This is a genomic window from Actinocorallia lasiicapitis, assembly GCF_054778695.1.
The window spans coordinates 1-11,877 of record NZ_BAAGZI010000165.1 but is presented as its reverse complement, the minus strand read 5'-3'; the positions used below and the strand labels follow the sequence as shown (position 1 = coordinate 11,877).

Genomic DNA, 11,877 nt, shown 5'->3' with positions numbered 1-11,877 from the left:
GTCCCGGAGCCGGAGCCGGAGCCGCCGGTCGACGCCGTCGAGGAGCCGCTGGAGATCAGGGTGGCGCGGCTGGCGGCCGACCCCGGGCTGCGCAAGGAGGCGGCGGCCGAGGCCAAGCGGATGCAGCGCCTCGGCTACCTGCAGAAGGTCCTGGCGGAGGGGCAGGCCAAGACCCCCAGCGGGCAGCTCGTCGAGATCGCCCTGGACGACCATGTGGAGGAGTTCCGCGCCCTGGTCGACAACCCGCAGGCGAACGCCGAGGCCCTCGCCGAGGCGTACGAGATCGTCCAGGACCTGGTGGGTGAGGCGGTCGTCGCCGACGCCGACGTCCTGGTGCGCGAGCAGCGCACCAAGTTCGGCAAGGCCATCAGGGCGACCGTCAAGAACATCGACTCGATCGACCCCGATGATCTGATGGCCGTCGTCGACGACACCCTCGCCGACCGGATCACCGATCTCCAGCAGAAGGTCAACGAGCTGGCCGCCCTCGTCGTCCGGCTTCCCGGGGAGTGACCGGCCGCCGACAAAATGACGGATTCTTGGGAGTTCGGGGCGGCGGGCCCGGGCATGGCTCGGGCCATGGAGCAGAATCTGGTCGTCGCGGCGCACGCGCAGCTCGATCTGGCGCGGACGGCCCCGCAAGGGCACAGCGCCGAGGTGGTGCTGCGGAGCGGGCCGCTGACGCAGACCGTCATCGGGCTGGTCGCGGGCGCCAAGTTCGACGAGGATGAGGTACCGGCCGCGGCCAGCCTTCAGGTGCTGGCCGGGACCGTGATGGTCGGCGACGACGAGTTCGGCGTCGGGGATCTGACGGCGATCCCCGCCGAACGGCGCACGCTGACCGCGATCGACGCCGCCGTCGTCCTGCTCACCGCCGTCACCGGGAGCTGATCCGCCACGGCTCAGTGGCCGTGGCCGTGGGTGTGGCCGGTCGGCTCCGGGCTCGCCGGTGCTGGGCCGCCGTCGGTGGTGGCGGTGAACTCGGCGGTGCGGACTTCGCCCTGGTGCTGGAAGTCCAGGTAGAGGCGGTAGGAGCCGGTCGCGGGGACCTCGGCGTGGAAGGTGATGCCGGGTCCGGGCGCCGTCTTGCCGTCGCCGGGCTCCCCGTCGGGGTGGACGTGCAGGTAGGACAGGTCGGCCGCGCGCAGCGCCACGAGATGGCCGTACGCGCCCAGATAGGGGTCGAGATCGGTGACGGGCCTGCCGTCGCGGGAGATCTCGAGGGTGAGCCTGCTGGTGGCGCCCGCCTTGAGCGCGCCGTCGAGGGTGACGGTGTAGCCGTCGACGGTCGTGGTCCTCGCGGGGGCCGGGAGCGGGCGCTCGGTCGCCGCGCCCGGCACCGTGACGTCCAGGTTCAGGGTCTGGGCGGCGCCGCCGGACGGCTTGAAGTCGGCGTAGACGCGGTAGGCGCCCGGCCCGGACAGCGGTGACGCCACCCGCCAGGTGCCGTCGGCCGCCAGCTCCGGATGGACATGAGCGAACCCGGACAGATCCCTCCGGACCGAGATCAGGTGGAGCCGCTTGTCGTGCTGGACGTCGTAGGCGGTGACGGGCGCGCCGTCCGGGCCCAGCACGCGGAACGCGAACTCGCCCGCCGGGCCGTCCACCCGTCCGAGGGTGTAGCCCCCGCCGTGAGCGGCCGGTTCGGCGTGGCCGCCGCCGTGCTCCTCCGCCTTGGGCCCGTCAGCCGGGTCGATGACCTTGCCCGCGGCGAACGCGGCCCCGAAGACCGCCGCCAGCCCGAGCGCGAACCCGCCGAGCCGCACCGATGTGTTCATGACCACTCCTCAGTTCCGTGCCTTCCCACCTTCCGAACCATATACCCCCTAGGGGTATTTCGGAAGTCTCTGTGAACCACGCCACGGCCACTACTTGACTTTGCCTAGTACTGGGCGCAGTCTAGGAGCGTGACACCGAGCCATGATCCGCAGCTCCTCAAGGGGACCCTGTCCGTGCTCCTGCTCCGGCTGCTCGCCGAGGAGGAGTCGTACGGGTACGCCGTGGTCCAGCGGCTTCAGCGGGCGGGCTTCGCCGACGTCCTCGAAGGCACCGTGTATCCGGCGCTCACCCGGCTGGAGCGGGAGGGGTATCTGGCCACCCGGCTGGTGCCGTCGCCGAGCGGCCCCGCGCGCAAGTACTACCGGCTGACCCCGGCCGGGCAGGAGCACCTGCGGTCGGCGACGGCCACATGGCTCCGTCATGTGGCCGGGGTCAACGCCGTCCTCAACCTCCCGACGTCCGAGAAGGGGTCATGAAATGACGCGTACCCTCACTCTGCTCGACCGGCTCCGGATCGAGCGCCTGGTCTGGACCCTGGACCAGTACCTGTACGACCTGCCGTGGAGTTCGCGCGTCGGCAAGCGCCGCGAGGTCCGCGCGAACCTGATGACCGCGGCGCAGGAGGTCGGCACCACGACCGCGCTGCGCCGGCTCGGCGGCAGCCGCCGGCTGGCCGAGGAGTACCTCAGGGCCGAGTTCGGCGACGGGCCCCGGCACTCCTGGATCGCCGCGTTCTACTTCGCCGGCGCCGTCCCGCTGGTGCTGAACTTCTTCCTGTCCGAGGCCGCCGCCGGTTTCGAACAGGGCGTCACGGCCACCGCGCCGGACGCCACCGGCACCTTCACCTGGCAGGGGATCAGCTATCTCCAGTCGTCGCTGACCTACACCTTCAACCACGGCCAGTCCACGCACACCGGTGGCGCGTGGACCCCGCTCACCTATGTCCTGCTGCTGTCCGGGATGGTCGCCTGCGGCCGTCTCTGGCGCCTCCTGCCCCGGCGGCGGCGCGACTAGCGGCGGCCGCCGAAGGTCCAGGCGTGGACCTCGACGGAGGCATATCCTTCCGTGCTCAGGACGGTGCGCGCCTCGGCGGGGTCCGCCGCTTCGACCAGGGCGGCGGTGCCCAGCCAGACAGCGCCGTCGTCGGACAGCAGCGGCCCGTAAGCGATCAGTCCGTCCCTGCCGTCGGGCGGGGTGAGGTCGACGCCGTCCCCTTCGCCCAACCCGAGCACCAGGAAGCGGACGCCGTCGGCCGCCCGGCCGGGGAACTCCCACATGGTGCGGCCCAGCAGGTTCCGCCACCGGCGCACCAGCACGTCGCGGTAGGCGCCGGCCTGGTAGCACGGCTCGTCGAACGCGAAAGCGCGCGCCTCGGCGGGGCCTGGCAGATCGATGATGTGGACGCTGCCGGTCGGCAGATCGTCCACGAAGGTCGGGCCCCGGGCGATCAGCTCCGCCACGAACCCGTCCATATAAGACCAGTGGGCCTCGATCAGCTCGTTCCGCAGCTTCGCCGAACCCGGCCGATCACGGTGATAGCAGAAGAACTCCATCCGCCTAGTCTTCCGGCTCCTCGCCCTGCCCGTCTCCCCCGGCGGCGAGCAGACGGGTCCGGAAGAGATCGAGGACCTGGTCGAGGGCGTCGCGGGTGGGTTCGCCCGGCTCGTCGATGAGGTGGTCGGTGACCGGGGCGTGCGGCCGCATCAGCCCGCGCGGGTTGGCGGCGGCGTCGTCCAGCTCGATCGCGACGAACGCCTCCCCCAGCGTGCGCCGCAGGAACGCGAACCGCTCGTCGGGGACGAGCCGGTCGCTGCGGAACCGGAGTCCGAGCACGGTCAGCCCGGCGTCGCAGCGTTTGCGGACCTTCGCCAGATCCGACGGCGAGATGTCGATCGACGCCCGCTGCCTCGGCGTGAGCGCCAGCGGCAGCGACGGGTGCGCGACGACGGGTGCGATCAGCCGGTCGTCGACGGCCATCGCCAGCGCGAACCCGCCGGTCAGGCACATCCCGATCGCGCCGACCCCGGGTCCGCCGCACCGCTCGTGCTCCTGGGCGGCGAGCGCCCGCAGCCACTTCACCACCGGCGAGGTGCGTCCCGTCGCGAACAGCGAGAACTCCCGGCTGACACAGACCTGCCCGAGGGTGCGGGCCATCGTCGCGGCCGTCCCGGTCCAGCCGTGGGCCACCGGGTAGTGGTCGCGCCCGGCCGTCCCGAACAGGTTCGGCAGCACGACCGTGCAGCCGATGTCCCTGACCCGCCGCGCGAACCCGGCCACATGCGGGCTGATCCCGGGAATCTCGCTGATCACGAGCACGGCGGGGCCCGTCCCCGACCGCAGGACCGGATGGGTCACCCCGTCGGCCGTGAACTCGTCCCAAGCGAAATCGTCCAACGGATCGTCGGCCACAGCCCCTCCTCAAGATCCCGCCCAGTACCCGCAGGACCGTACCGCACGCGCCGCCCGCCCCACCAGACCGGCCGTCCGGCGGCTACCTCAGCTCGCGTTTGAGGATCTTGCCGGTGCCGTTGCGGGGCAGCCGGTCGAGGACCCTGACCTCGCGCGGATACTTGTAGGCGGCGAGCCGGTCGCGGCAGAACGCGACGACCTCCGCGGGATCGAGCTCGGCGCCGGGCCGGACCGTCACCGCGGCGACGACCTCCTCTCCGAGACGCTCGTCCGGACGGCCGAAGACCGCGGCCTCGGCGATCGCGGGATGCGTGTAGAGCACTTCCTCTACCTCACGCGGGTAAACGTTGTAGCCGCCGCGGATGATCAGGTCTTTGATCCGGTCGACGATGAAGTAGAAGCCGTCCGTGTCCTCGTAGGCGAGATCACCGGTGCTCAGCCAGCCGTCGTTCAGCGCCGCGGCCGTCGCCGCCGCGTTCCGGTAGTAGCCCTTCATCACGATATGGCCGGTGAGCTGGAGTTCACCGATCCGTCCGCTGCGCGGCTCCAGCACGGCGCCCGCCGCGTCGACGAGCCGGGCGTCGCAGCCCCAGACCGGTTTGCCGATCGACAGGGTCCGCCTGTCGCCGGGACGGTTCAGCATTCCGCTGCTGCCCGACTCCGAAAGGCCGTAGCCCTCCAGGATCAGGACGCCGAACCGCTCCTCGAACTCCGCGAGCAGCGCGCCCGGCATCGCCGCGCCGCCACTGGAGGCGACCCGCAGCCGCGACAGGTCCCGGTCGCCCGCGTCCGCGGCGAGCAGCGCGTGGAACATGGTCGGCACCCCCGCGAAGATGCTGACGCCGTGCTCGGCCATCGCGTCCAGGACGGCCACCGGCTCGAACCGGGGGACGACGCTGAGCGTGCACCCGTACCGGATCGCGACGTTGACGATCCCCGACAGCCCGTACACGTGGAAGAACGGCAGCGCCGCCAGCGACACGTCGTCGCGGCGCACCCCGAAGGTCTCACCGGCGACCGTGCAGCTCATATGGAGCTGGAAGTGGGTCAGTTCCGCGCCCTTCGGCCGTCCGGTCGTGCCGCTGGTGTAGATGATGACCGCGGTCTCGTGCGGTTCGGTCGGCGCGATCGGCGCCTCGGCCGCGCCCTCCAGCAGGGCCAGGGCGTCCAGGTCGGCCTCGGTGACGAACTTCGCGGCCAGCGAGTCGTCGAGGATGTGGGCCAGCTCGCCGTCCTTGAGCATCGGGTTGACCGGCACCAGCACCAGCCCCGCCCGCACCACCGCGAAGTAGAGGACCAGGAACTCCGGGACGTTCGGGAGCTGCACCGCGACCCGGTCGCCGCGCACCAGCCCCGACGCCAGCAGCCCCGCCGCGAGCCGCGCGGAGCGCCGTTCGAGCTCGGCGTAGGTGAGGGTCCGCGCGCCGAACCGTGCCACGGCCTTGCCGGGCAGCGCGAGCGCGGACTCGCGCAGGATCGTCGCGAGGTTGAAGCTCATCGGCGGCCCGCCGATCCCCGCGCGGCCAGTTCCCGCTGCGCCAGTTCCCGTTTGGCCAGCGACGCCTTGTGCACCTCGTCCGGGCCGTCGGCGAGGCGCAGCGCGCGGGCGCCCGCCCACAGATGGGCGAGCGGGGTGTCCTGGCTGACTCCCGCCGCGCCGTGCGCCTGGATCGCCTTGTCGATGACCCATTCCGCCATCTCCGGGACCACGATCTTGATCGCCTGGATCTCGGTGTGCGCGCCCTTGTTGCCGACGGTGTCCATCAGCCAGGCGGTCTTCAGCACCAGCAGCCTGGCCTGCTCGATCCGGCACCGCGACTCAGCGATCCACTCCCGGATCACGCCCTGCCGCGCCAGCGGACGGCCGAACGCCTCGCGGGCCGAGACCCGGTCGCACATCAGCTCCAGCGCCCGTTCGGCCATCCCGATCAGCCTCATGCAGTGGTGGATCCGGCCGGGCCCGAGCCGTGCCTGAGAGATCGCGAACCCGGCCCCCTGCTCACCGATGAGGTTGCCGACCGGCACGACGACGTCCTCGAACAGCACCTCGGCGTGGCCGCCGTGCGAGGAGTCGTCGAAGCCGAACAGCTTCATCCCGCGCTTGACCGTCACGCCCGGGGTGTTCCTGGGCACGAGGACCATCGACTGACGGCGGTGCCGGTCGGCGTCGGGGTCGGTCTCGCCCATCACGATGAAGATCTCGGCGGCGGGGTTCATGGCGCCCGAGGCGTACCACTTCCGGCCGTTGATCACGTAGTGGGCGCCGTCGCGCTCGATCCGGGTGGCGATGTTGGTGGCGTCGCTGGAGGCGACCTCCGGCTCGGTCATGCAGAACGACGAGCGGATCGTCCCGTCCAGCAGCGGCCGGAGCCAGCGTTCCCGCTGTTCGGGGGTGCCGAACAGGGAGAGCACCTCCATGTTGCCGGTGTCGGGGGCGCTGCAGTTCATCGCCTCGGGCATCAGGAACGGGCTGCGTCCGCTGATCTCGGCGAGCGGCGCGTACCGCAGGTTGGTCAGGCCGCCGGCCGCCGGGTCGTTCGGCAGGAAGAAGTTCCAGAACCCGGCCTTGCGCGCCTTCTCCTTCAGTTCCTCGACGATCGGCGGCGTGGACCAGTCGGTGATCGCCGCGACCTGGGCGTCCAGCACCGGCTCCGCCGGGTAGATCTCCGCGTCCATGAAGGCGAGCAGCCGGTCGCGGAGCTCGTCGGTGTGGGCGTCGAACAGGAAGTCCATCAGTTCTCCGAGAGGATCTGGTGTCCGCGGGCGACCAGGCCGGGGACCTTGGCGCCGAGTTCGGCGAAGCCCTCTCCGACGGTCTGGCCCGCGACGAAGCGGTAGTGGATGCCCTCGGCGATGACCGCGAGCTTGAAGTAGGCGAACGCCCGGTACCAGCGGAGCCGCTCGGGCGCGGCGCCGTAGCGGGCGACGAGCCGGTCGCCCGCGGGGAACAGCTCCGCCGACGGCGCACCGTCGAGCATGATCTCCCAGTAGGCGAGCAGCAGGCCCAGATCGGTGAGCTGGTCGCCGAGGGTCGCCATCTCCCAGTCGAGGACGGCCGCGACGGAGCCGTCGGGCGCGACGATCAGATTGTCGAGCTTGAAGTCGCCGTGCACGATGCCCGCACGGCCGGGACGGGCGGGGAGTCCGGCGGCGAGCCGGCCGTGCAGCTCCTCGATTCCGGGCAGCTCGCGGCTGCGGGAGGCGTCGAGCTGCTTGCGCCAGCGGGCGACCTGCCGTTCCAGATAGCCGTCGGGCCGGCCGAAGTCACCGAGCCCCACTGCGGCGGGGTCCACGGCGTGCAGCCGGCGGAGCACGTCGACCAGGGAGAAGGAGAGTTCGACGACGCCGTGCACCCCGAGCTCGGCGGCGGCGGCCTCGGGCGTCCGGTGGACGGCGCCCTCGACCCGCTCCATCACATAGAACGGGGCGCCGAGCACGCCGGGATCGGCGCAGTCGGCGATCACGCGCGGTACGGGCACCCCGGTCGGGCCGAGCGCGGCCATCACCCGCGCTTCGCGGCCCATGTCGTGGGCGGTGCGCAGCACATGGCCCAGCGGCGGCCGCCGGACGATCCAGACGCCGTTCCCGTCGGTGACGGTGAAGGTCAGATTGGACTTGCCGCCCTCGATCAGCTCCGCGGACAGCTCCCCCGTCCGCACGCCCGAGGCCGCGAGGAACTCCCGGAGCCGGACCAGGTCGATCATCCCTTCAGCCCCGCGATCACCAGGTCGGCCAGTTCCCTGCCGATCTCCGACGCGGTCTTGCTGCCCTCCGGCCGGAACCAGGTGTGCAGGGTGTTGGTCACCCCGAAGATCGACCAGGAGGCGATCTCGGGTGAGACCCGGGAGGCGAAGACGCCGCTGTCCTGGCCCGCGCGGATCACTCCGCGCACGCCTTCCTGGTAGTGCCGCCACTGCTCCTGCATCGACTTCCAGTGCGGCGAGTCGGAGTGGCCACCGCGGGCGAAGACCGCGTTCTCCTTCGCGGTGTTCGCGGTGACGATCACCAGATCCTCGATGATCTTCCGCAGGGCCTCTTCGGGGCCGAGGCCCTGGGCGAGGATCGCCGCCAGGTTCTCCTGCTCCTGCCGGAAGACCGAGCCGTAGATCTCGAAGAGGATCTCGTCCTTGGACGCGAAGTAGTGGTAGAGCGCGCCCTTGGTCACCCCGGCCTTGGTCACGATCTCCTGGACCCCGGTGCCGTCGAAGCCCTTCTGCGCGAACAGGTCCAGCGCCACGTCGAGGATGCGCCGGCGTACGCCGGGATTGGGGTCCTTGGCTCTGGCCATGGGGGGTCCTCCGAACTTCGACTAAGGTGCGATCCACATCACAGCGCGGCACCGGAGGATTGTCAATACCGACCGGTTGGTATCTCTTCGTTCGCGTGGTAGAAACGGCGGCACCGTCCGAGGAGGAACGCCGTGTTCACCACGCCGATTGAGATCTCCGGCCGTCTTCGCTCCCCCCGCAACCTGCTGCTCGAGCAGACCTACGGCGATCATGCGAGCATCCATGATCCCGAGACCGCCCAGCGGTTGGGCGTCGCGGGGGCGGCCGTCGAAGGGCCGACCCACTTCAGCCAGTTCGATCCGCTGATGGCCGCCGTCTGGGGCCGTGACTGGTTCGAGCGGGGCTGTATCAGCGCCCATTTCCAGGCGATCTGCCTGGAGGGCGAGCAGACCAGGGCGAGCGCGACCGTCACCGGCGCGCGTGCCGAGATCCGCACCGAAAAAGAGGACGGGACGGTCGTGCTGACCGGCTCGGCCACCCTCGGCGACGAGCCGACCGCCCTGGAGGCGCGGCTGGCCGCGGGCCGTCCGCTGGAGCGTCCAGTGATCTTCGCGGGCTGGACGCCCGGCCGCAGGGGGGACGCGCCCGAGCCCGTCCGGATGGACTTCGACACCCCCATGGGCGATCTCTATCCGTTCAGCCTGGCCGACAAGCTGCGGACCATCACCGAACCGAGCCCCTGGTACCGCGGCTCCGACAACCCCTGGGGCCGGCCGATCATCCCGATCGAGGCGATCAGCGTGCTGGCGATGGCGACGTTCGGCACGTCCGGGCTGACCAAGGCCGAACCGTCCGTCGGGCTGTTCCTCGATCTGGAGATCAGGCTGCTCGGCACCCCGCTCTTCGTCGACGAGCCGTACGTGCTGGAGCGCGAGGTCGTGGCGTTGAGCGAGAGCCGCAGGACCGAGTCGGCGTGGGTGCGGACGACCGTCCACCAGGCGGGAACCCCGGTCGCGCGGGTGCTGCTGCACCAGGGCGTCTTCAAGGAGTCCTACCCCCACTACCCGGCCTGACCGGCCACGATCTTCACATACCGACCGATCGGTATTGACATTTCCCGACATTCCGAGTGTGATGCATCCGACATCTCGGAAGTCATCGAGAGGATCACCGTGAGTCACTACCGCAGCAATCTCCGCGATCTGCAGTTCAACCTGTTCGAGGTGCTCGGCCTGGCCGAGCGGCTGGGCCACGGCACGTTCGAGGACATCGACGCCGACACCGCCCGCGACATCCTCGCCCAGGTCGAGCGGCTCGCCGTGGGCCCGGTGGCCGACTCGTTCACCGAAGTCGACCGCACCCCGCCGGTCTACGACCCCGCGACGTTCTCGGTCACCATGCCCGAGGCGTTCCGCCGCTCCTACGACGCCTACATGGACGCCGAGTGGTGGCGGCTCGACCTGCCCGTCACCGCCGGCGGCACCCCCGCGCCCCGCGCCCTGTGGTGGGCGGTCATCGAGATGATCCAGGGCGCCCACGCCCCGGTCTACATGTTCGGCAGCGGCCCCGGCTTCGGCGGGCTGCTGCACCTGCTCGGCACCCCCGAGCAGGCCGCCTGGGGCGACTTCATGGTCGAGCGCCGCTGGGGCGGCTCGATGGTGCTGACCGAGCCGGACGCCGGATCGGACGTCGGAGCGGGCCGCACCAAGGCCGTCCGGCAGGACGACGGCTCCTGGCACATCCACGGCGTCAAGCGGTTCATCACCTCGGGCGAGCACGACCTGGCCGAGAACATCATGCACTTCGTGCTGGCCAGGCCCGAGGGCGCGGGCCCCGGCACCAAGGGCCTGTCGCTGTTCCTCGTGCCGAAGTACCACTTCGACGCCGTGACGGGCGAGCCGGGCGAGCGCAACGGCGTCTACGCCACCAACGTCGAGAAGAAGATGGGGCTCAAGGTCTCCACGACCTGCGAGATGACCTTCGGCGACGGCCCCGTGCCGGCCGTCGGATGGCTGCTCGGCGAGGTCCACGACGGCATCGCCCAGATGTTCCGGGTGATCGAGTCGGCGCGGATGCAGGTGGGCGTCAAGGCCATCGCGACCCTGTCAACCGGCTATCTGAACGCGCTGGACTACGCCCGCTCCCGGGTGCAGGGCGCCGACCTGACCAGGGCGCACGACAAGACCGCGCCGCGCGTCACCATCGACCGCCACCCCGACGTCCGCCGGATGCTCCTGCTGCAGAAGGCCTACGCCGAGGGCCTGCGCGCGGTCTACCTGTACACGGCGGCGTGGCTGGACCGCGAGATCGACCCCGAGCTGGCCGCCGGGATGAACGACCTGCTGCTGCCGATCGTCAAGGGGGTGGGCTCCGAGCGCTCCTACGAGCTGCTGGCGCTGTCCCTGCAGACCCTCGGCGGCTCCGGCTACCTGCAGGACTACCCGATGGAGCAGTACCTGCGCGACGTCAAGATCGACTCGCTGTACGAGGGCACCACCGGAATCCAGGGGCAGGACTTCTTCTTCCGGAAGATCGTCCGCGACAAGGGCGCCTCGCTGGCCGTGCTGACCGGCGAGATCGCGGACTTCCTGACCGCGTTCGAGGGCGAGGAGCGGCTCCAGCGGGAGCGCGCCGCGCTCGCGGGGGCGCTCTCCGACGTCCAGGCGATGGTCGACACCCTGCTCGGCTGGCAGAAGGACGCCCGCGAGAACCCGTCGGAGATCTACAAGGTCGGCCAGAACACCACCCGGCTGCTGATGAGCGTCGGCGACCTGGTCATCGGCTACCTGCTGCTCCGCCAGGCCACCGTGGCGCTGGCCGCGCTCGACGCGGGCTCCGACGAGGAGTTCTACACCGGCAAGCTGGCGGTCGCCCGGTTCTTCGGCACGACGGTCCTGCCCGAGCTCACCGCCCGGCTGGCCGTGCTCCGCGCGACCGACGACGCCCTCATGGAGATCCCGGACGGGGCGTTCGGATGAGCGAACTGCACGAACTGAGCGCCCTCGACCAGGCCGCCGAGGTCAAGGCGGGCCGGGTCAGCCCCGTGGAACTGGTCCGGCACCACCTCGACCGGATCGCCGCGCTCGACGGCAGGCTCGGCGCGTTCATCACCGTCGCCGACGACCTGGCCCTGGCCCGCGCCCGCGAGGCCGAGCAGCGGATGGGCGAGGACGGCCTGCCGCCGCTGTTCGGCGTGCCGACCGCCGTCAAGGACCTGGTCGCGACGTCCGACATGCCGACCTCGTTCGGCGCGGCGCCGCTGCGCGGGTTCGTCCCGCAGGTCGAGGCGCACCTCGTCCGGCTGCTGCGCGAAGCGGGCACGATCAGCCTCGGCAAGCTCAACACCGCCGAGTTCGGGCTGTCGGCCTACAGCGACGGTTTCGCCGGCTCCGCCCGGACGCCCTGGGATCTGACCCGCTCGGCGGGCGGCTCCAGCGGCGGCTCGGGCGCGGCGGTCGCG

Annotated in this window: 14 protein-coding genes; 7 read left to right on the top strand and 7 right to left on the bottom strand. The window is 71.1% G+C overall.

Features of this window, described 5'->3' with window-relative positions:
• A partial coding sequence (locus ACYVE7_RS18925; RefSeq protein WP_460366246.1) for a hypothetical protein occupies positions 1–513 on the top strand: 513 nt, incomplete at its 5' end.
• A gap of 66 nt (positions 514–579) precedes the next feature.
• Complete coding sequence (locus tag ACYVE7_RS18920) at positions 580–891, top strand: hypothetical protein (protein WP_460366244.1); 312 nt, start codon at positions 580–582, stop codon at positions 889–891.
• Between the two features lie 11 nt (positions 892–902).
• On the opposite strand, the gene ACYVE7_RS18915 is transcribed toward ACYVE7_RS18920, so the two are convergent.
• Complete coding sequence (locus ACYVE7_RS18915) at positions 903–1,778, bottom strand: hypothetical protein (RefSeq protein ID WP_460366242.1); 876 nt, start codon at positions 1,776–1,778, stop codon at positions 903–905.
• 129 nt (positions 1,779–1,907) lie between these two features.
• Here ACYVE7_RS18915 and ACYVE7_RS18910 point away from each other — a divergent pair, with 129 nt between their 5' ends.
• Entirely contained in the window at positions 1,908–2,255 is a 348-nt protein-coding gene (locus ACYVE7_RS18910) for a PadR family transcriptional regulator (RefSeq protein ID WP_460366240.1), read from the top strand.
• A 1-nt stretch (position 2,256) separates the two neighbouring features.
• On the top strand, positions 2,257–2,793 hold the full coding sequence (locus tag ACYVE7_RS18905) for a hypothetical protein (RefSeq protein WP_460366238.1): 537 nt from the start codon (positions 2,257–2,259) through the stop codon (positions 2,791–2,793).
• On the opposite strand, the gene ACYVE7_RS18900 is transcribed toward ACYVE7_RS18905, so the two are convergent.
• From ACYVE7_RS18900 to ACYVE7_RS18875, 6 genes are all read right to left on the bottom strand, one after another.
• Positions 2,790–3,332, bottom strand: coding sequence for a YciI family protein (locus ACYVE7_RS18900; protein WP_460366236.1), 543 nt, complete (start codon positions 3,330–3,332; stop codon positions 2,790–2,792). The two genes, ACYVE7_RS18905 and ACYVE7_RS18900, sit on opposite strands and share 4 nt — an antisense overlap.
• A 4-nt stretch (positions 3,333–3,336) precedes the next feature.
• Positions 3,337–4,188, bottom strand: a complete 852-nt coding sequence (locus ACYVE7_RS18895) for a dienelactone hydrolase family protein (protein ID WP_460366234.1) — start codon at positions 4,186–4,188, stop codon at positions 3,337–3,339.
• 82 nt (positions 4,189–4,270) lie between these two features.
• Entirely contained in the window at positions 4,271–5,686 is a 1,416-nt protein-coding gene (locus tag ACYVE7_RS18890) for a class I adenylate-forming enzyme family protein (RefSeq protein ID WP_460366232.1), read from the bottom strand.
• Positions 5,683–6,921: an acyl-CoA dehydrogenase family protein gene (locus ACYVE7_RS18885; protein WP_460366230.1), complete on the bottom strand. Its 1,239-nt coding sequence runs from the start codon at positions 6,919–6,921 to the stop codon at positions 5,683–5,685. The genes ACYVE7_RS18890 and ACYVE7_RS18885 overlap by 4 nt, the downstream gene beginning before the upstream one ends.
• Positions 6,921–7,892, bottom strand: coding sequence for a phosphotransferase family protein (locus ACYVE7_RS18880; RefSeq protein ID WP_460366228.1), 972 nt, complete (start codon positions 7,890–7,892; stop codon positions 6,921–6,923). The genes ACYVE7_RS18885 and ACYVE7_RS18880 overlap by 1 nt, the downstream gene beginning before the upstream one ends.
• Complete coding sequence (locus ACYVE7_RS18875; RefSeq protein ID WP_460366226.1) at positions 7,889–8,476, bottom strand: TetR/AcrR family transcriptional regulator; 588 nt, start codon at positions 8,474–8,476, stop codon at positions 7,889–7,891. The genes ACYVE7_RS18880 and ACYVE7_RS18875 overlap by 4 nt, the downstream gene beginning before the upstream one ends.
• A gap of 132 nt (positions 8,477–8,608) precedes the next feature.
• Here ACYVE7_RS18875 and ACYVE7_RS18870 point away from each other — a divergent pair, with 132 nt between their 5' ends.
• The 3 genes from ACYVE7_RS18870 to ACYVE7_RS18860 all read left to right on the top strand — a co-directional run.
• Complete coding sequence (locus tag ACYVE7_RS18870; protein ID WP_460366224.1) at positions 8,609–9,490, top strand: hypothetical protein; 882 nt, start codon at positions 8,609–8,611, stop codon at positions 9,488–9,490.
• Positions 9,491–9,589: 99 nt separating this feature from the next.
• Positions 9,590–11,395 carry an acyl-CoA dehydrogenase gene (locus tag ACYVE7_RS18865; protein WP_460366222.1) on the top strand — a complete coding sequence of 602 codons (1,806 nt, stop codon included), beginning with the start codon at positions 9,590–9,592 and terminating at the stop codon, positions 11,393–11,395.
• The coding region (locus ACYVE7_RS18860; RefSeq protein WP_460366220.1) for an amidase family protein at positions 11,392–11,877 on the top strand (486 nt) is incomplete at its 3' end. The genes ACYVE7_RS18865 and ACYVE7_RS18860, both read left to right, overlap by 4 nt.